Annotated in this window: 15 protein-coding genes; 6 read left to right on the top strand and 9 right to left on the bottom strand. The window is 45.1% G+C overall.

Annotated elements, in window-relative coordinates:
- Positions 1-5 precede the first annotated feature (5 nt).
- Together HMPREF9124_RS03035 and HMPREF9124_RS03030 are read left to right on the top strand one after the other, a co-directional pair.
- Positions 6-1,346 (top strand): DUF1576 domain-containing protein, encoded by a 1,341-nt coding sequence (locus tag HMPREF9124_RS03035; RefSeq protein WP_036597602.1) that lies wholly within the window; start codon positions 6-8, stop codon positions 1,344-1,346.
- Positions 1,347-1,430: 84 nt separating this feature from the next.
- Positions 1,431-2,453, top strand: a complete 1,023-nt coding sequence (locus HMPREF9124_RS03030; RefSeq protein ID WP_009427855.1) for a cation diffusion facilitator family transporter — start codon at positions 1,431-1,433, stop codon at positions 2,451-2,453.
- 147 nt (positions 2,454-2,600) lie between these two features.
- On the opposite strand, the gene HMPREF9124_RS03025 is transcribed toward HMPREF9124_RS03030, so the two are convergent.
- Positions 2,601-3,605: an asparaginase gene (locus tag HMPREF9124_RS03025; protein ID WP_009537401.1), complete on the bottom strand. Its 1,005-nt coding sequence runs from the start codon at positions 3,603-3,605 to the stop codon at positions 2,601-2,603.
- A 253-nt stretch (positions 3,606-3,858) separates the two neighbouring features.
- On the opposite strand from HMPREF9124_RS03025, the gene HMPREF9124_RS03020 reads away from it, so the two are divergent.
- From HMPREF9124_RS03020 to csrA, 4 genes are all read left to right on the top strand, one after another.
- Positions 3,859-5,088: a hypothetical protein gene (locus tag HMPREF9124_RS03020; RefSeq protein ID WP_009429944.1), complete on the top strand. Its 1,230-nt coding sequence runs from the start codon at positions 3,859-3,861 to the stop codon at positions 5,086-5,088.
- Between the two features lie 212 nt (positions 5,089-5,300).
- Positions 5,301-5,867 (top strand): hypothetical protein, encoded by a 567-nt coding sequence (locus HMPREF9124_RS03015; RefSeq protein WP_009429467.1) that lies wholly within the window; start codon positions 5,301-5,303, stop codon positions 5,865-5,867.
- Between the two features lie 36 nt (positions 5,868-5,903).
- Positions 5,904-6,365, top strand: a complete 462-nt coding sequence (gene fliW / locus HMPREF9124_RS03010; RefSeq protein WP_009428540.1) for a flagellar assembly protein FliW — start codon at positions 5,904-5,906, stop codon at positions 6,363-6,365.
- 48 nt (positions 6,366-6,413) lie between these two features.
- Positions 6,414-6,662 (top strand): carbon storage regulator CsrA, encoded by a 249-nt coding sequence (gene csrA / locus HMPREF9124_RS03005; RefSeq protein ID WP_009429325.1) that lies wholly within the window; start codon positions 6,414-6,416, stop codon positions 6,660-6,662.
- A gap of 50 nt (positions 6,663-6,712) precedes the next feature.
- Here csrA and HMPREF9124_RS03000 read toward each other — a convergent pair whose 3' ends face one another.
- The 8 genes from HMPREF9124_RS03000 to rpoC form a co-directional block, all read right to left on the bottom strand.
- Positions 6,713-7,834, bottom strand: coding sequence for a DUF4349 domain-containing protein (locus tag HMPREF9124_RS03000; protein ID WP_242821546.1), 1,122 nt, complete (start codon positions 7,832-7,834; stop codon positions 6,713-6,715).
- 103 nt (positions 7,835-7,937) lie between these two features.
- Positions 7,938-8,765 (bottom strand): carbohydrate ABC transporter permease, encoded by an 828-nt coding sequence (locus HMPREF9124_RS02995; protein WP_009427859.1) that lies wholly within the window; start codon positions 8,763-8,765, stop codon positions 7,938-7,940.
- A gap of 18 nt (positions 8,766-8,783) precedes the next feature.
- Positions 8,784-9,689, bottom strand: coding sequence for a carbohydrate ABC transporter permease (locus HMPREF9124_RS02990; RefSeq protein WP_009429449.1), 906 nt, complete (start codon positions 9,687-9,689; stop codon positions 8,784-8,786).
- Positions 9,690-9,750: 61 nt separating this feature from the next.
- A complete protein-coding gene (locus HMPREF9124_RS02985) occupies positions 9,751-11,094 on the bottom strand; it encodes an ABC transporter substrate-binding protein (protein ID WP_009428774.1) in 1,344 nt (447 codons plus the stop codon).
- Positions 11,095-11,116: 22 nt separating this feature from the next.
- On the bottom strand, positions 11,117-13,057 hold the full coding sequence (locus HMPREF9124_RS02980; RefSeq protein ID WP_009429931.1) for a DUF5696 domain-containing protein: 1,941 nt from the start codon (positions 13,055-13,057) through the stop codon (positions 11,117-11,119).
- A gap of 280 nt (positions 13,058-13,337) precedes the next feature.
- Entirely contained in the window at positions 13,338-15,110 is a 1,773-nt protein-coding gene (locus HMPREF9124_RS02975) for an oleate hydratase (RefSeq protein WP_009428446.1), read from the bottom strand.
- A gap of 166 nt (positions 15,111-15,276) precedes the next feature.
- Positions 15,277-15,837 (bottom strand): TetR-like C-terminal domain-containing protein, encoded by a 561-nt coding sequence (locus HMPREF9124_RS02970; RefSeq protein ID WP_009428064.1) that lies wholly within the window; start codon positions 15,835-15,837, stop codon positions 15,277-15,279.
- A 156-nt stretch (positions 15,838-15,993) separates the two neighbouring features.
- On the bottom strand, positions 15,994-19,695 hold the full coding sequence (gene rpoC / locus HMPREF9124_RS02965) for a DNA-directed RNA polymerase subunit beta' (protein ID WP_009428850.1): 3,702 nt from the start codon (positions 19,693-19,695) through the stop codon (positions 15,994-15,996).
- Positions 19,696-19,700: the final 5 nt, after the last annotated feature.

The raw sequence follows: 19,700 nt of genomic DNA, 5'->3' as shown, positions 1-19,700 counted from the left end.
AAAGAATGAACTTCCATTTTTTTCAAAAAGACGTGCACGAAAAAGTGCAGAAGAACATCCAACTTTTACACCATGTCCTGCCAAACTGGGAAAGATATCTCTTAATGTGTACCGTTCCGCTGTATTTTATGCTGATCAGCCTCTCACAACAGCCCCTTTCGGAAATTTTTTCAGGCATTCGGAATATTGTTCGGGAGCCGGATATCCTGATTTCCGATTATTTTGTAGTGGGCGGAGTCGGTGCAGCCTTCTTTAATGCGGGTTGTCTTAGCATTTTATCGCTAGGCATTCTCTGCATCGCAAAATCCGACTTTGACGGAAGCTGTATCGTAGCGGCCTGTCTGATGTTCGGTTTTTCTCTCTTCGGTAAGAACCTTTTAAATATCTGGTCTATCCTCATAGGCTATGTCCTCTATGCCAAGGTACATCGTGTTCCTATTAAGAAGTATCTCTACATCGGCTTTTACGGAACCACCCTCTCACCTATCATTACGCAGATTATCCTGATGAAGAACTTCCTCTTTTTCGGGCAACTGCTTCTTGCCATTGCTGTCGGAATCGTTATCGGCTATGTTTTGGTCCCCATTTCCCTGCATACAAAGCATGCGCATATGGGATATTCCCTCTACAATGTCGGTTTTTCCTGCGGGATTATCGCCATTATTGTAACTTCTCTGATGAAGTCCTTCGGTGCAAAAATCGAATCTCGTCTGCTTTGGGACAGCTCGCACAGACCCTTCGGCTTCTTCAGCCTTCTCTCCCTCTTCCTGACTCTGATTCTCATCACCCTCATTCTGGGTGGAGATGATACGGTGTCTTCTTATAGGGAATTGCTCAAAGAAAGCGGACAGGGAGGGACGGACTTCCTGAAAAAATACGGAGACTATCCCACCATCCTGAATATGGGTATTAACGGACTGCTTATGACTGTCCTTCTTTTTGCTGTCGGGGGAGATTTTAACGGTCCGACTATCGGCTCTATCTTCTGCGTAGTCGGATTCAGTGCCCTGGGGAAGCATATCCGAAATATCCTTCCTGTTCTTTTGGGCGTCATTATTGCAAGCTATTTAAAAATTTGGGATCTGCGGGATCCCAGCGCCACTCTCACCTTGATTCTCTCCACTACTTTAGCGCCCATTACGGGAGACTTCGGCATCTTCTGGGGTATCGCAGCCGGCTTCCTGCACTCTTCCGTAGCCTTAAATGTCGGTGCCGTCTATAATGGTACAAACCTTTATAACAACGGCTTTGCCGGCGGAATTGTTGCCCTCTTCCTAGTGCCGATTATTCAGGCGGTTCGAAGCCGCATGAAGCCAAGTGCACTTTACAAAAATGAAGGAAAATAAATTGGAAAACAGAGAAAAAATTATTGTTCAAACCAGTATACTCGGAATCATCGCCAATCTTTTTTAGCAGCATTTAAAGCCGTTGTGGGAATTCTTTCCCATTCCATCGCCATTACCCTGGACGCGGTAAACAACCTCTCCGACGCCCTCTCCTCCGTTATCACCATTGTCGGAACAAGACTTGCGGGGCGTCCCGCGGATAAAAAGCATCCCTTAGGTTACGGCAGGGTGGAATACCTTACAGCAAGCATCATCAGTATTTTAGTACTTTACGCCGGGATAACTTCCCTGATTGAATCCATAAAGAAGATTCTGCATCCTGAAAAACCGGACTATAGCACCGTTTCTCTTTTGATTATCTTTGTGGCGGTCCTGGTAAAATTCTTTTTAGGACACTATGTGAAGAAGACCGGCGAAAAAGTTCACTCGGATAACCTCATCGCAAGTGGTGAGGACGCAGGGCACGATGCCATCCTTTCCCTCTCTGTATTTTTATCCGCCCTGCTCTTCCGTTTCACCGGGCTCTCTTTAGAATCCTATCTTGGCCTTGTGATATCCGTTTTTATTTTAAAAGCCGGATTTGACTTACTTCGGGATACGCTCTCTCAGATTCTCGGGGAAAGAGTGGACAGCAGGCTTTCCGAGGAAATCAAGGCTGAAGTGAGCGGGATTGACAGTGTTTTGGGATGCTACGATTTACTCTTTCACAATTACGGTCCGGATACTTATCTGGCTTCTACCCATATAGAAGTAAATGAAAATATGACTGCCAAAGAGTTGGACGGGCTGATGAGAAAAATCGAAAAACAAATTTTTCAAAAGTTTAACATCATCCTGTCCGGCATCAGTATCTACTCTCGAAACTCTGAAAATCCGGAACTATCCAAATTACAAAAGGAAGTAGAAGAAATCGTTCTCAGTAAGGAGCATATCCTGCAAATGCACGGATTCTATTTGCAAAAGGAAACAGATACAATCGAAATGGATCTAGTTATCGCTTATGAAGAAAAGGATAGACACGGACTGGCAGAAGCGATAAAGCACGAGCTAAGTGAAAAATTCCCTCTCTATCATTTTCGTATTACGGAAGATTATGATATAAGCTAAAAATCGCCACACACTTTGCGAACGATACTCGTTATGAACAAAGAGCGGGACGCCTCACGGCATCCCGCTTTTATAATGCTATAATCATGTTTTTAGGGTTATAGGGTTATAGGCTTATAGGACAAAACGTGTTGATGAAAACGGCTTTCAGACTGCGCAAAGAATATCGTGATTGACCTCCCGGTAAAACGCCTTCTGCAATGCCTCATAGGATTTCCCGTATTGTTTCAAGAGCACCATGAGCTTCGTGACCACCGCTTCCAGTGTCATATCGTAAGCTTCAATAAGTTGAAAGTCTTTCTTAATCTTCTGGCCGACCCGATAGATTTCCATATTGGAGCCTTCATTCATGACCTGGGTGGCCATGACGAGCACCTTTCCGGATTCTTTCCACTTATTCATTTCTCTGTATACGGTATCTAAAAGGGCATCGGGGATTCCGCCCACACCGAAGCTCTCTATCACAATACAGTCATAGTTCTCGAAGAGATAAGAAAGCAATTCCGGTCTGGTTCCGGGAATCAGTTTGAACACACAGACGGAATCACTGATTTCCGTAAAGAATCGGACCGGCTCCCTTTCCGGAATATAGGGTAAATAGCGGATGATTCTTCCGTCCTGTACTCTGGCAAGCACCGGGAAATTCACACTTTGAAATGCATTAAAGGAACGTGCCTGCATTTTCTTTGCCCGGGTTCCGGCAATTACATTTCCGTCAAAAATAAGAACCACATTTTCCGAATAATCATCCATAGCATAGAGAATACTGTCTCGCAGATTGACTCGGGCATCCGTTCCTTCCCGGTCAATCGGTTTCTGTGAACCCGTCACTACAATGGGTTTCCGAGAATGCTGAATCATATAGCTTAAGACTGCGGAAGTATAAGCCATTGTATCTGTTCCGTGTAAGACCACAAAACCGTCATAACGGTCAAAATTCTCCTTAATTGCCTGTACAAGTTCTCTCCATATTTTCGGATTCATATTGGTAGAGTCAATGTTGCAAAGCTGCAAAACCTCGATTTCGCAAAGATTTCGCACCTCCGGAACGAAACTCACGATTTCCTCCGCTTGCAGTCCCGGGCTCAGTCCGTCTCCCGTCTCCCTGGAGGCAATTGTACCTCCTGTTCCAATCAGTAATAGCTTTTTCATTCTCTCCGTCTCCCGCATCCTTTTCCCTATCTAACATTATATCTGTTCCGATAAGCAGTATACTACCATGTTTTCCGATAAGCTGTATACTACTATGTTTTCCAAAAAGAAATAAACTCATAAACTCCCGGAAACTGCATTTTTATAAGACAAGTTTTGCATTTCACTTATAGTTTTGCGGGACTCGAACGATATATATCTTGAAAGAAAGAAGTGTTTTTTGAAGACTCTTACCATCATAGAGGAGTAGAAAATGAGAGTAACCGCAAGGACTTATTATCAAGATTATGCTAAATCCGTAAACGATTTGCACACCAAATTAAACAAATCCATGGAGCAGGTCGGAAACGGAAGAAAATTCAATGAGGCCAAGGAAGACCCCATTGCTTATTATGCAGGAAAACGTATAGAAAATCAGCACAGTGATGCTGAAGCGAAAAAAACCATTATCGATGATGTAAAGAACCGTTTATATCAGCAGGAAAAAGGGGCGCTCAGTATCCAGGATGATATGCGTACCGTAAATACGAAAGTAGTCAATTTAAAAAATGACACAACCAATGCAAATGCATCTACCGTGGAAACCTTTGAGTCGGAGTTTACCCAGAGATTGCATTCTGTAGTCAACACCTTAAATTCCCAGTATGACAACTTCTATGTCTATGGAGGAAATGATATGACTACCGTCCCCTTCTCTTTAAAGGAGGATTTGGACGGTGCGCCGCCCAGTGTTACCTTGACTTATTCCCACAAATTTCCGGGAGATGAAAAAGCGACCGAGCTGAACATCAAATACAGCTATGACGGAACCAATTATAAAAATGAATTTTCCGGAAAAGCGAGCGACGGCACGGCACTGGGAGAGGGAGACACGCTGAAATTGATTCTCTCCGCCATGAGAGAACAAGGCAAGATGAGTACCGGTTACGGTTCCCTTCGTGACCGCAGCACCCTTCTTGATACCTATACCGGAGGCTTGAACATGATTACCGGTCTTTCCTCCGATACACTGAAGGGCCTAAGCGACACAGATGCCATCAACCGCATTAAAGGAGCAAGTAACGGCGGTCCGGTAGTGGCAGAGGAAGATTCCCTCATGAATTCTCCTGTAGCACTATTGTCTAAGAGTGTTCTGACTACCCACAACTATGTGAAAGCTTTAAAAACGAACACCAATGTGTCTACCGCAAAAGAGCGTTTTCATAAAGACCTTTCCGACTTCATCAATCAAAATGATGATTCGGAGTCCAGGGTCAGCGACACCTACCGCGTTTTGGGTATTAAGTATGCCGCATTAGAAGCAACACAGTCTAAGCTGGACATCACTATGGATACCCTGCAAGCTGAATACAGCTCTAAACTGGCCATCGACCCTTATGATGCAGTGGTAAAGATGTATTCCTACCAATACAGCTACAATGCAGCCATGAAGGTGGGGGCAAATATCATGCAATCTTCTTTGTTTGATTTTGTAGGTAGATAAAAAAATATGGTCATCTCTCCATTAACCTGACCAAGAGAGCAAGGGGTAAAACTCTTTCTGAAAGGATTGAGTTTTACTCTTCCTGAAAGGATTGAGTTTTACTCTTCCTGAGTGGAAACATTTTTCTGAAATGTTTTTATTCCTGACAACCCGCTTTATGCGGAGATGCTTTTCTTCCGCATAATACACGGGTTTTTAAGAGGGAGGCGCGTATGGGACAAGTCTTAAAGATTAGTACAACGGACTTCAGAGCTCTCCACCTCTCCATGGGCGGAAGGCTGGTCCCCTCTGATTTACTTGACGAAGCGCGAGGGAGAGAGCTTCGCGTAAGTGCCATTGAATCTCGAAACGTCGGGAAATCCGATAGAGATTTTCAACGTGCAGTCAATATTCAATACCAAAGAGCCACGCAACATGTACAGGCTTCTTTGCATAAAAGTTCAGCCGCACAAGAGATAAATCCGGAAGCTTTACCCCTTACGAAGCAGAAGGCTGCTACCCCGAATCTCTACACTGCAAGCAATACGCAGCGCGCGGCCGCAGAAAATTTGGAAGCGTATGCCGAAAGGCAGGCTTTATCACAAGAGAAAAATGCCGGCTATCTACAGGACCGGGGTGCCTTTGAGATGAGGGTACATCAGGGAGAAATCACTTATCTTCCTGCGATGAATATGACCATCATTACCCAAATGCCGGAAGTAAAGTTTGAGTACACTGGAGATTTTGTTTATTTTCCAAAATCGCCTGAAATGGGCGCGAGTATGGACGTAGTAAGCTAGTGTATCCTGTTTCATTATTATTCTATGGAGGAAATTATGCAATTACATACCAAAGACTATGGTGTTATTGATTATGAAGAGAAGGATTTGTTTTTCTTTCCTGACGGGCTTTTCGGCTTCAGTCAAGTACAACATTTTCTTCCGCTTTGTTTAAACGAAGAAGAAGACTCTACCATTCTTCTTTTGCATGGAGTGGAGGACCCGAACTTGGCGTTTGTGGTAATCAATCCCTTTACTTTAGATCCGGATTATGCGCCTACCTTAACAGAGGAGGAGCTTAGTTACTTAGGAGTTAAGAGTGCCGAAGAATTAAGTTACTATGTAACCTGTGTTTTACGCGAAGATTATTTGAGTAATACCGTGAATCTGAAGTGTCCTTTGGTAATAAATCCCGAGAATCATAAGGGAATGCAAGTGATACTGGAATCTAGCGGCTACGACTATAAGCATACCCTGGGCAGCTTCGCTTCTGTTCAAGAAAAGAAAGCTGCAGTATAAAATGCGAATATCCCACAGGGATGTGGGAGAAAGAGGTGAAGGAAAACCATGTTAATCTTAAGAAGAAAAAAGAATGAAAGCATCTTAATCGGGGATAATATCCGCCTTACAGTGATTGAAACCGCTGCAGACGGAGTGCGTATCGCGATTGATGCTCCAAAGCATATTTCCATCCTACGTGAAGAACTCTCCCATGCAGAGGAAGAAAATCGTTCCGCTGTAGCAAAGGATCAGAGTGCAATCTTTAATTTGCAAAACGGTCTTTTGCAGAGGCTTTCTGTAGGAAGCACAGAATAATAAAAAAATCCCCCAAAAGGGGATTTTTTTATTGTCGGAACAAATTTGTTTTATTCCTTCTCTTTCTGTAAAGACTCTTCCGTATTGGGCAATTCCTCTTTCTTTTCCTGCTCTTTCTTTTCCTGCTCGACCTTGTTCTGTTCGACCTTATTCTGTTCCGGCTTCTTTTCCTTCTTTTTCCGGTTGAGCAACTTTTTATTTGCAAAAACAATTGCAATTATTGCAAGAAGGACAAGAAGAATCTGCGGGATAAATACCAGTACAAAGAGGGCTAAGTCCGAGAAAAATAGCCGAATCTCGAAAAGATTTCGGAAAAAACCGTCTCTTACCCGGTCAAAGAAGCTGTAATCTCCACTTTGATTGATCTTTCCGTCTATGGATTCCTGCAGTTCCAGATATATCGTACTGAAATCCACCTTGTTGTCATAGTCCAGAATTTCAGAATTATAAGAATCCAACTGATAACGAATATCCGTGAGTCTGCTTTCCAGTGCAATGAGTTGGTCTACCGTCTCCGCCTTTTCCATTAGTGCAAGAATTCTCTCCTGCTCCGTCTCCAAGGCCTTAATGTGGTTCTTGGCATCTCGATACTGCAGCCGAACATCCTGCAGATTTTCCGACTTGGAAAGAATTCTTCCCTCTCCATTTAAAAAATCCAGAAAACTGTCTACATTTCCCTTGGGAAGCCGAATGGTAAAGTTCATTCTCTTGGTATCATTCCACTGACTGATTGCGGAGTAGTCCTCCGACTCAATATAGCCGCCCTGTGCCTTCACCTTGTCCTTCAGTTCCTTTTCGGCGCCTTCCATGCTCTTACATTCCAGCGACAAATTGACTGTTCGAATTTTCTTTTCGGAAATCTCCGCCGGATTGACATTTGCCTCGGTGGCTTCTACCGGATTGTTCGGGACCTCGTTTTCCACATAGCCGGAAGAGTCCGCACTTGTCTCATAGACTTCTTTTACTTCTGCAGATTTTGAAAGCTCCGATGTTTCTTCCTTTGCCGAACCGGAAGCTCCCAATCCGCTTACCGACTTATCCGCCGATTCAGAGGACAAATAGTCCTCGTACGCCATTTGCTTTGCTCCTCCGCAAGAAGAGAAAAGCAGGGTGACTAACAACGCTATCGCTCCCAATCGCAGTTTTCCGCTGTGCATCTTTCTTTTCATCATTTTCCTCCCTAAAAAAAATTACACGAACAATGATTCTACTTTATAAGACAAGAATGCATATAAGGCGGTTACAAAAAGGAAGACAGGATAAGCTCTTACAGCTCTATCCCTTAATGCCGGACTGTGCCACGCCTTCAATAAACTGCTTCTGGAAGATAAAGAACACCAGGATTACAGGAATGACCGCCATCACCGCGCCTGCCATCTGCATGGGATACTGCGTAGTAAACTGCCCCTGCAAGGTGGAAAGAGCAGGGCCTAAAATCATGTTTTTGGGAGAAGTATTCACAATCAGCGGCCACATAAAGTCGTTCCAGGCAAACTTAAAGGTGAAAATACTCAAGGTGACAAGACCCGGTTTTACCAGCGGTAACATGATTCTTCCAAAAATCTGATAGCGATTACAACCGTCGATAATCGCTGCCTCCTCGAGCTCATCCGGTAAGGAAAGGAAAAACTGGCGCATAAGAAAGGTCCCGAAGGCACTAAACAGATTCGGGATAAAAAGAGCCGGTATCGTATCCAAAAGCCCCATCTTCTGAATAATCAGATACTGCGGGATAAGGAAAATCTGTCCGGGCACCATGAGGACGGAAAGAAGCAGGATGAAAATGGCATTTTTAAAAGGAAACTTAATCCGTGCAAAGGCATAGCCCGCCATAGAGCAAAAGAGAAGTTGTGCCAATACGGTAATTACCGTGGAAATAATCGTATTCAGATAAATCTGTGCAAAGGGAAGCGAACCGATAATCTGTGTGTAGGCTGTCGTAATGAATTTCTTCGGAATAATTGTCGGGGGAACCTGCATAGCCTCTCCGCTTGTCTTAAAGGAAGTCAAAATCATCCAAACAAAGGGGAAGATGGTCACACCGATTCCGGCAATGAGTACCAGATGAACGAACAGTTTTTTCCAGGAAAATTTCTTGTTCATGCTTATCTCTCCTCCTTTCTAATAATTGACCCATTTCTTCTGCACAACAAACTGAATCAGCGTTACCAGCATAATCGCCCCAAAAATCAAAATGGAAATCGCCGCCGCATACCCCTTATAGCCGTAGTCAAAAGCCTGTCTATAGAAAAGCATTACCACGGTCTGGGTCGCCTCATAGGCAGGATTCAATTTTCCAACCATCATGTAAACTACGTCAAAGACCTGAAATCCGCTAATGATAGAGGTGATCATCACAAAGAAGATGGTCGGCGTAAGAAGCGGCACGGTAATCTTAAAAAATTGCGTAATCGGGCCGGCGCCATCAATTGCCGCCGCCTCATAATAGGTCTTGGAAATTCCCTGCATCCCGGCAAGGAGAATGATCATATTGTAGCCGACACTCATCCATAAGCCTACAAGCATGATAACATAGAGTGCCAGCTTAGGATCAATCAGCCAACCTATACGCGGGCCTCCCAGGGAAGTAATGATGGAATTTAAGATTCCCATCTGCCCGTTAAATACCCATTTCCAAACCATCGCAACCGCTGCCGCCATGGTTACGGACGGGAGAAAATACAAAGTTCTGTAAAGGGACTTTCCCTTAATGTTGGAATTCAAGAGCGCTGCAGTCACAAGAGAAAGAAACAAGCCTACCGGTACGGTCACCACAACATACTTCAGCGTATTCCCGAAGGTCTGAAAAACTTCCGGATCGGAAAGCAGCTGCTTGTAGTTCTCGAGGCCGATAAAGTGTGTCACATTGAACTTGTTTACATCATTAAAACTGAACCAAAAGTTCTGCAGGAAGGGCCAAATGTAAAAGACCGTCAGTCCAATCGTGACCGGCGCAATAAAAACATAGCCTGCAATCCAATCCTTTATCTTCCAGGATAACCCTGCCTTTTTCTCTTGTGAATTCATAGTTGCTCCTTACTTGGAAAAGCTATCCCGGAAGTACATCTCTCCCGGGATAGCCCTAAAATTATTGATTCTTTGCCAAGAACTCGTCGGCCTCTTTCTTCAGTGCCGCACAAGCATCCTTAAGACTCTCTTCGCCGCTGTATGCCTTCTGCAAAGCCTTCGCTTCCATGTTGTAAAGCTGTGATGCATTCTTGCATACGGGAAGCGGATAAGCCTTATCCGTATACTTCGTATAAACGGACAGGTCATATTTATCCGAAGAGTTTTTGAAAAGATCCTGTGATTCATTTCTTGCGGAAATTACGACGCCGGAATTGCCCTGGATATCCATAGCTTCCTTGCTGCTGAGCCAAATGGCGAACTCGGTTGCGGCTTCCTTATTCTTACTTCCCTCGTAAACCGCATAGCCTAAACCGTTAATACAGTTTGTCTGCACTCCGTTAAAGCTCGGTAATACGACGCAATCGATGGTATCCTTGATATTGTCATTTCCAATATACTCGGGAACCATGTAGGAACCTGCATAAATCATGGCCAGCTGTCCACCCTCAAACATGGCATCCGGTGTAGTCTCCGCAAGAACGGCAGACGTCGGAGAAAGTCCCTTGTCAATCATATCAATCCAGCACTGGATTCCGCCCTGGGTCTTCGGATCGTCATAGCCGGAAGTTTTCTTATCCTCACTGAGAATCCAACCGCCGTTGGCAAAAACAGTCTGATAATACCAAGTCTGGAAGTCTACCGGGCAGGCAAAGGGATATACTCCGTCCGGAAGGCCGGCTTTCTTAAGTTCTTCCGCCTTAGCTACCAAATCCTCATATGTCATGTCATTTGTCGGATAACTAACCCCGGCCTTGTCGAAGATTGCCTTGTTGTACCAAAGTGCATTGGTATCGAAGTCCTTCGGTACGGCATAGTACTTTCCGTCTCTTACATAGTTGTTTACCAAAGACTCGGGGAAATTATCTTTGATATCGGACTTTGCAATCGCATCGGTCAAATCGGCGAGAACGCCGCCTTCCATATAGCTGTCCAGATGCAAAACATTTAACCAGAATACATCCGGAGCCTTTCCTCCTGTTAAAGCCGCTTCCAGCTTCGTCCAGTATTCTCCGCCCTTACTGGGAGTAAGCTGTACTTCTACCGTTACATCCGGATGTTCCTTGTTATACGCCTCTGCAAGGGACTCTGTCATTGCTCTCTGATTCTCATCCCAGATAGCCAGAGATAAAGTTGTCTTTCCGCCTGCCTTCTTTTCATCGGAAGCTTTCTCCCCGGTAGCGGCCTTTGTTTCTCCGGAAGCATTCTCTCCGGAAGAAGCCTTATTTCCGCAAGATGCCAGCATGCCGGCTCCCATTGTCAGAACGGTAGCCAGAGCCAAGAGTTTCTGTGTTCTTTTCTTCATAATATTCTCCTTTTAGATTTTCTTATTTTATAGAGGAAATCTGATACCTTCCCTCTTTAAAATCCACTTCTACGGTGTAGCCGTTTGCAAAACTCGACCTTTGCCTGTAACCCTTCTCATCCAATATCTCATGCCGAACGAGCTCTGCCTCCCCGACCTTCTCATGGAAATCGCTAACCTCCCGAACTCTCTCCAAATGCGTCTTCCAAGGCATCTCTTCTTCCGGAGTAAAGGCCCCGTCGATGCCCATATAAGCCGGATCCCGGACGAGATACGGTGCACCGCCGTTTAAAAGTGCATAGAGCATATAGTCCTCTTCCGGAAGCTTTTCCATCATCCAGGGAATAATCAGACAATCATGGTAGACCAGATTAAACATCGGAATGGGAATGCCGTACTTCGGACTTCTCGGCTCCCTCAACATAAAGTCATAAGGAGCGTAGTGGCAGAAAACAAGCCAGGGTACAGCCCAATCATTGACTTCCTCGGAGCTGGGTAAAATGTTCTTACTTAAGAGATAGCGAAAACAGGCATTTCTATACTCATAGGAATCTCTTCTTCGCATCTTATGGCGGGGATTTGCACACTCATCTCCCTCATTACAGGTAAAAACATCGAGGTAAGCTCCGTCCAAGTGTACGCCCTCTTCCAAAAGCCTTTCAAAGTTTCGCCTCACATAGTATAGGGCCTGGCTGGTACAAAGGTAGGCCTGCGGGCCTCCGGCCCAGCGTGCATGGGTATAAATGCTTCCATCCGCACTTTTACATGCCAAATCATCATCATAGCTTTCCGCCTTCTTGTAGAAATCCCTGTACTGGTCATGGATTCCAAAGAGATAGCCCAATTCTTCCATGGTCTTCGAAAGCTCCCGCATGCCTTCCCAGCCGCCGGCCTCCACACAAGCCGGGCCGACGTCCGGATGCTTATTGTCATATCCGGCATCTCCCCAACCGTCGAGGTGAAGGTAGAGCTTCTCTACTCCGTCCGCCTTAAAGGCACGCATCTCTTCCGCTCTTTTCCGAAACGGAACCAAACGATTATTCTTATCCGGTGCATCCTGATCAAAAAATTCCGAATCAGGCTGTACACAGGTCTTGATTCCTTTATGTACAAAGGAAGCACCAATTAGTTTCTTTACCGAAGGAGTCGAAACTTCTTTTTCCTTCAGGGTCTTCAGCTTTCCTTCTTCTCTCGCCAGTTCTCTGTAACACTTTAAAAGTGAAGTATAGTCACAATCCGAAAGGAAGAGATAACGCATAATCCGGCGATATTCCATTAGTCCGAGACTCGGCTCTATCCTGAATTGCACCGCGGTCTTGTTTGTTCCGGCCTCATGTACCGCTTCATACCCCATGTTCCATGGCGTGAGGCTTTCCGCAAGATACCCTTCTCCCTCCTTCACCTGCCCGAACACCGGAAGATAAGCGCTGGCCGTTCCGAAACGGCCGTTAAAACCGTCCTGTTTAAAACTCACATCCCAAGTGTTGGGAATCAAGATGCCCTGTTCCTTCGGAAGAATCGTATACCAGTCATTCCTTTCCTTTTGAAAAGAAAAGGGTCCCGGGAAAAAGACTTGCTCTATAGCATTTTCCGGTGCTTCCGTAAACGGAATCCATTCAAAGTAAACTTGTTTTGTGCTGTACTCTATCCAAACAAAAGTCTCAAAGGAAAAGGACAGCGTTTCTTCCTTCCCGCTCTCGGATCCGGCGGATTTCGATAAGACAAAATCCCGGTAAGAACTCCGGATTCCTTCTCCCACACCGCTTTTCACAAGTTCATGCTTCTGTACTTCGGCATCTTTAAAGTAAATCGGTTTATCACAGAATTGTACCCGAAAAAAAGGCGAAAAAAACTCATCTGTCTCCCAAGTTGTTTTGCCTGCCAAAATAGAATATCTCAAATTTTCTTTATCGAATTGTAGACAAAGCCCGTCGTAAGAAAATTGAATCATGGATTTCTTCATATCAAGCGCTTACTCCTACTATACCCGTTTACCTTGTAATCAATAATATCTGTATTATATTCTATTTTTTTTAATTTCACTAGTAGAAATATACGATAGGCCCTATAGCAAAATCGAATGGAGAAAATAGAGGCATGGTCTAAATGCGGAAACAATGCCTTCCTCGGGAGTTTCCAGCGGAAACCCGGTTCCTTATTTTCCTTTTTACTGCAAAAAAGCCCTCAACGTTGAGGGCTTTTTGTAAGAAGATTCCTGCACGCCGAGGCTGTATCTTCAAAATCTAAATCATTTTGCACTTCTTCATCAGTTTTTCCACTTCCGTTCCCTTAATTCGCTTTAAAGCAGCCTTCAGCACGATATCCTGAATAAAACCGAGCTGTAAGTCCGTAATCTTCTTTCCGTCCCGAAGGGCTACCGTGGCATTTAACAAATCTCGAATATCATATACACTGCCCCAGACCTCCGGAACTCCTCTATCCACATTTAACAGGGTGTACACTGCCTCCATTGCTGTTCGAATGGAGTATTCCGTTGTGAAAACCGTGTCTCTGGGCGTTTCCGCAAAATTTCCGATAAAGGCAAAATTTACAGAACCTTCCGGCACAACCAGGGGACGGTCTCCTTCTTCACGAGGCTGGAAATATGCACTGGCGAAGGGCATCATCACAGGCACGGTATTTGCACTATGGGCTGCGAGCTCCGGAATCTCTTCCACCGGAACGCCTAAGTGATAAAGCCATTCTTCACATATTTCCTGTCCGTTGCATTCCCGCATGGATTTTTTAACAAAGTCCCCCGGCTTATCGGAAAACATACCGTAGAGCCAAACCAGAACCTGTCCTTTTGGCTGATTTCTGTACTGGGGCTGACGGTTAATGGTCCAGCTTAAAAGCCAAGAGGAATCGGTGACGGTCACAATTCCGCCGGTTACCACTTTTCCGGAAAGAGGATCGCGTTTGCAAATATTTTTGATATAGGGAAGAATCTTCTCATCCAAGGTATTGACCGTAGCACTTACCCAATTACTGTCCTCCGGGTCCGTGCAGAATTTATCCGGCTTTCCGAAGGAAGCATCCTGCGCCGCAATCTTTCTCCATAAGTCGAAAGTGCCGCCCGGGTGAATCTCTCCGTCCATACCTGTTGCCTCTGTCTGACTGCCGTAAGTAGAGTTTTCCACATTACTTCCATTCGTATAGAAAACCAAGTCATTTTCCGTTAAATCAATGCTTTCCTCTTTGCCGTCTCGCAGAAGTTCAATCCGCCTTGCCTGCTTTTTTCCGGCAGAAATGTCAAAAAGCACATTGGACACGCTGACACCGTAATGGAACTGTACTCCATGCTCTTCCAGATATTTCACCATGGGAAGCACCATGGACTCATACTGATTGTATCTGGTAAAACGCAATGCCTTAAAATCCGGGAGTCCGCCAATATGGTGGATAAATCTTTGCATATAGCGCTTCATCTCCAAGGCACTTTGATCGTCCTTAAAAGCAAACATGGTCCGCCAATACATCCAGAAATTCGTCTTGAAAACTTCTTCATCAAAGATTTCCGTCATTTTCACATTAGCCAAATCTTCATCCGGCGTCATGAAAAGCTTCATGATTTCCATACTACCCTTATCGGAAAGGCCAAACTTATTTTCCGTCTTTGCATCTTCTCCGCGATTCTTGGTCGCACGGCATAAAGAATAATTTGGATCCTTTTTATTCAGCCAATAGTACTCGTCCAGTACGCTCACTCCCTCGGTTTCGATTGAGGGAATGGAACGAAAGAGGTCCCACATACATTCGAAATGGTTGTCCATTTCTCTGCCGCCCCGCATGACATAACCCGCAATCATTTTGTCCCCGTCCAAGGCTCCGCCCGGATGAGATTCCTTTTCCAGAATATGAATTCTTTTTCCTTCCATTTGAGCATCTCTTACTAAAAAACAGGCTGCTGCGAGAGAGGCCAAACCGCTGCCAATCAAGTATGCCGACTTGTTCTCTACCCCTTCCGGCTTCTCCGGACGAGCAAATGCCTCATAATTTCCACTGGAATAATACATCTTCTAACCCTCCATTTCTCTTTTTTTGTTTACAGCCGTATCCTAACGCAAGAAAAAAAGGAAAACCATAAACAAAACAGCCGGCATGATAAAAAACTTATCAAACCGACTGTTTTGCTTAAATGATCTCAAAAAAAACTTCCTAAACGATCCGATATTCCGATGCTTACCGATATTTTGAATACGCTTCCAAAGCTCTTGCAAAATTTCCCTGCATAAGGAGACTCATACGCGAAATGATTTTTTCCGGATTCTCTTTCATATCTCCCCGAATCCAATCCAGGATAAGCCCGACATAAGCATACTTGTAGAAGTTGGCTATAAAGTCCTTATCCTCTTCACTGACCACTCTTTCCTTGTCCTCTTCTTCTACAACATTACGAAGAAGTCTGTACGATACCTTAAACAAGAACTGCTCAAGCTGATCTCTACTTACTGAACGATAGACGTTCATAATCAGCGGCTTATTTTCCAGAATGGAAAGAAAAATTGCAAGATAGCCTTCCTGCCAAGTTTCATAGCTCTTTTTTCCCGCCAGAATCTTCTCTGCATCTTCGTCAAAAGACCAGGCAATCAAGTCATATATATCCTGAAAATGATAATAAAAGGTCATGCGATTCATTCCGCAGTCGTCTGCAATATCCGAAATAGTAATTTTGTCCAAAGGTTTTTTAAGAAGCAATTTCTTTAAGGAGGCTTCCAGAGCCCTTTTCGTAAGATTCGACATCTTTCCTCTCCTTTTCACTGTAATCTTAAGTCTTTTTCCTGTTAATATCTTCTCTTTACACGGTGAAATGTCAAGTTATTCTTCAAAAAAAGAGATACTCTTTTCAGGGTATCTCTTTAATGCTTTCTTTACAACTTATTCACTTTAAAGTCACGCTTACAGCTCATTCTCTCCGTCTTTAATGGCTCTTAAAGCTTCTGCCAAACCGGAAAGTCCTCTCGGATCCGCATCGAAAATTTCTTCCGTGCTGAGAGGCTCCGCTGTTTCCTCGGAAACATTCGGCATATACTCTACATGTTCTTCTTTATCGGTGGAAAGCTTCACATTGCGATATCTTCTCATACCGGTTCCGGCAGGAATCAACTTACCGATAATTACATTTTCTTTGAGTCCGATGAGACGATCGATCTTTCCGTTGATAGCGGCTTCCGTAAGAACCTTCGTCGTCTCCTGGAAGGATGCTGCAGACATAAAGGAATCGGTTGCAAGAGATGCCTTGGTAATACCGAGCATCGTCCTCTTTCCTTCTGCCGGAGTCTTTCCTTCTTTGATGAGTCTCTCGTTCTCATCCTCGAAGTCCAAACGATCTACAGTCGTTCCCGGAATGAATCGGGAATCACCTGCTTCATTGATGCGCTCTTTCTTCATCATCTGACGAACAATCATCTCAATGTGCTTATCGTTTATTTCTACACCTTGCAGGCGATAAACTCTCTGCACTTCGGAAATCATGTAATTCTGTACCGCCTTAACACCCTTGATTTTCAAGAGGTCATGCGGATTGATGGAACCTTCCGTCAGGATGTCGCCGGCTTCCAAAACCTGTCCCTCTGTTACCTTTAATCTGGAACCGTAGGGAATCAAATAGGTCTTGGACTGTGCCGTTTCATTATCCGTAACAATGACTTCTCTCTTCTTCTTGGTATCCCGGATTTCTACCACTCCCGGAATTTCTGTCAGAATAGCAAGTCCTTTCGGCTTTCTGGCCTCAAAAAGCTCCTCTACACGGGGAAGACCCTGTGTAATATCTCCACCTGCCACACCACCGGTATGGAAGGTTCTCATCGTAAGCTGTGTTCCCGGCTCACCGATGGACTGTGCGGCAATGGTTCCAACCGCTTCACCCACTTCAACCGGCTTTCCGGTTGCGAGGTTTGCACCGTAGCACTTTGCGCAAATTCCGGATTTGGAGCGGCAAGTCAATACCGTACGAATCTTCACGGAATGTCTGCCCATCTTGGAAAGCGCGTTCATAACCTGAGGCGCTCTCTTCGGCGTAACCATATGGTTCGCCTTGATTACCATAGCACCGGTTTCCGGATCAATGATATCTTCCGCAAGGAAACGACCCGTGATTCTCTCCTGTAAGGACTCAATCTTCTCCTGTCCGTCGGAAAGCTCGGTGATTTCTGTAGACGGAATCGTGTCTCTTCCCTCTGCACAATCCAATTCACGAATGATTAAATCCTGGGAAACGTCAACCAATCTTCTTGTAAGGTAACCGGAGTCCGCTGTACGAAGAGCGGTATCGGAAAGTCCCTTACGAGCACCGTGCGCGGAGATGAAGTACTCCAGTACATCCAGTCCTTCACGGAAGTTGGACTTAATCGGAAGTTCAATCGTCTTACCGGTTGTATCCGCCATGAGTCCACGCATGCCTGCAAGCTGCTTGATCTGCTTATCGGATCCACGGGCTCCGGAGTCCGCCATCATGAAGATGTTGTTGTATTTATCCAATCCGGTTAAAAGGTCGTGCGTTAACTGGTCATCGGTGTTCTTCCAAGTTTCAATAACTTCTTTATAACGCTCTTCCTCGGTAATCAGTCCGCGGCGGAAGTTCTTCGCGATTCTGTCCACCGTCTTCTGCGCATTTTCCAGAAGATCTTCTTTTGTAGCCGGAACCGTCATGTCATGAATGGATACCGTCATGGCAGCCTTTGTGGAATACTTATAGCCGATAGACTTAATATCATCCAAAGTCAATGCCGTCTGCATTGCGCCATGCACATCCATAACCTTTTCCAGAATCTGCTTCAGATTCTTCTTCTTGACAAGGAAGTTAATCTCCGGAAGCAGTCTGTTCTCCGGGATGCTTCGGTCGATAAAACCGAGATCCTGCGGAATAATTTCGTTGAAGAGCAGTCTTCCGACAGTTGTATCGATGATGCCTTCCAACATCTCTTTTTCACCGTCTTCGGAAACCCATGCTTTTCTCACCTTACAACGAATCTTCGCATGCAAGGTTACAAAGTGATTCTCATAAGCAAGAATCGCTTCGTCTATAGACTTAAAGAGCATTCCCTCTCCGGTGTCTCCCTCTCTTTCCTGGGTCAGATAATACACACCCAGTACCATATCCTGAGAAGGTACGGCAACCACACCGCCGTCGGACGGCTTTAAGAGGTTGTTCGGGGAAAGAAGCATAAAGCGGCACTCCGCCTGCGCTTCCTGGGTTAACGGAAGGTGAATCGCCATCTGGTCTCCGTCGAAGTCGGCATTGAAGGCCGCACAAACGAGCGGATGGAGCTTAATTGCTTTACCTTCTACAAGAATCGGCTCAAAAGCCTGAATTCCCAAACGGTGAAGGGTAGGGGCACGGTTCAGCATAACGGGATGCTCTTTGATCACATACTCAAGAATATCCCAAACACCCTCGTCCAGACGCTCTACCATCTTCTTCGCATTCTTAATGTTGTGCGCCTTACCCGTGTTTACAAGCTCCTTCATAACGAAGGGCTTAAAGAGCTCAATCGCCATTTCCTTTGGCACACCGCACTGGTAAATCTTCAGCTCCGGTCCTACTACGATAACGGAACGTCCCGAGTAGTCCACACGCTTACCGAGAAGGTTCTGACGGAAACGACCCTGCTTACCCTTTAACATATCGGAAAGAGACTTTAAGGCACGGTTTCCGGGTCCCGTTACGGGGCGTCCACGTCTACCGTTATCGATTAAAGCGTCTACCGCTTCCTGTAACATTCTCTTCTCGTTACGAACAATAATCTCCGGAGCTCCAAGCTCCAAAAGACGTGCCAAACGATTGTTTCTATTGATAATTCTACGATACAAATCATTGATGTCGGAGGTCGCGAAACGTCCGCCGTCAAGCTGTACCATAGGTCTTAAATCGGGGGGAATAACCGGAAGATTCGTCAGAATCATCCACTCCGGCTTGTTTCCGGAAGAGCGGAAAGCTTCTACCACTTCCAGCCTCTTCACGATTCTTGCTCTCTTCTGTCCGGAGGAATTGTCAAGCTCTGCACGCAGATTGTTGTACTCTTTCTCCAAATCGATGTTGGAAAGGAGCTCAAAAATCGCTTCCGCTCCCATTCCCACACGGAAATTGCCATAGCCGTACTGCTCAATGGCATCCCTGTATTCCTTCTCGGAAAGCACTTCCTTATAGCTTAAGCTGCTCTCCATCGGATCCAAAACAACATAGGATGCGAAGTACAGGACTCTCTCTAAAATTCTCGGGCTGATATCCAAGATAAGTCCCATACGAGACGGAATGCCCTTAAAATACCAGATGTGAGAAACGGGCGCGGCAAGCTTAATGTGTCCCATTCTTTCTCTACGTACGGAAGACTTGGTCACCTCTACACCGCATCGGTCACAGACTACACCTTTATAGCGAATCTTCTTGTACTTTCCGCAGTGACATTCCCAGTCCTTTACCGGTCCGAAAATTCTTTCGCAGAATAATCCGTCCTTCTCCGGCTTTAAGGTTCTATAGTTAATGGTTTCCGGTTTTTTTACCTCTCCGTAAGACCAACTCAGAATCTTCTCCGGAGATGCCAAACCGATTTTTATGGAATCAAATTGTACCGGCTCATTTCCACTTTGAAAGTTTGCCATTTTTC

Origin of the sequence: Oribacterium sp. oral taxon 108 str. F0425, from assembly GCF_000214455.1 — a bacterium.
GTDB lineage: Bacteria > Bacillota > Clostridia > Lachnospirales > Lachnospiraceae > Oribacterium > Oribacterium asaccharolyticum.
This window is presented reverse-complemented; position numbering and strand designations above follow the sequence as displayed.

Bases quoted from the DNA above. Each gene is read 5' to 3' on its own strand.
- HMPREF9124_RS02995 (WP_009427859.1), bottom strand. From the start codon at position 8,765: ATGAACAAGAAATTTTCCTGGAAAAAACTGTTCGTTCATCTGGTACTC.
- csrA (WP_009429325.1), top strand. From the start codon at position 6,414: ATGTTAATCTTAAGAAGAAAAAAGAATGAAAGCATCTTAATCGGGGAT.
- HMPREF9124_RS02975 (WP_009428446.1), bottom strand. From the start codon at position 15,110: ATGTATTATTCCAGTGGAAATTATGAGGCATTTGCTCGTCCGGAGAAG.
- HMPREF9124_RS03000 (WP_242821546.1), bottom strand. From the start codon at position 7,834: ATGATGAAAAGAAAGATGCACAGCGGAAAACTGCGATTGGGAGCGATA.
- rpoC (WP_009428850.1), bottom strand. From the start codon at position 19,695: ATGGCAAACTTTCAAAGTGGAAATGAGCCGGTACAATTTGATTCCATA.
- HMPREF9124_RS02980 (WP_009429931.1), bottom strand. From the start codon at position 13,057: ATGAAGAAATCCATGATTCAATTTTCTTACGACGGGCTTTGTCTACAA.
- HMPREF9124_RS03020 (WP_009429944.1), top strand. From the start codon at position 3,859: ATGAGAGTAACCGCAAGGACTTATTATCAAGATTATGCTAAATCCGTA.
- HMPREF9124_RS02970 (WP_009428064.1), bottom strand. From the start codon at position 15,837: ATGTCGAATCTTACGAAAAGGGCTCTGGAAGCCTCCTTAAAGAAATTG.
- HMPREF9124_RS02985 (WP_009428774.1), bottom strand. From the start codon at position 11,094: ATGAAGAAAAGAACACAGAAACTCTTGGCTCTGGCTACCGTTCTGACA.
- HMPREF9124_RS03015 (WP_009429467.1), top strand. From the start codon at position 5,301: ATGGGACAAGTCTTAAAGATTAGTACAACGGACTTCAGAGCTCTCCAC.
- fliW (WP_009428540.1), top strand. From the start codon at position 5,904: ATGCAATTACATACCAAAGACTATGGTGTTATTGATTATGAAGAGAAG.
- HMPREF9124_RS03025 (WP_009537401.1), bottom strand. From the start codon at position 3,605: ATGAAAAAGCTATTACTGATTGGAACAGGAGGTACAATTGCCTCCAGG.
- HMPREF9124_RS02990 (WP_009429449.1), bottom strand. From the start codon at position 9,689: ATGAATTCACAAGAGAAAAAGGCAGGGTTATCCTGGAAGATAAAGGAT.
- HMPREF9124_RS03035 (WP_036597602.1), top strand. From the start codon at position 6: ATGAACTTCCATTTTTTTCAAAAAGACGTGCACGAAAAAGTGCAGAAG.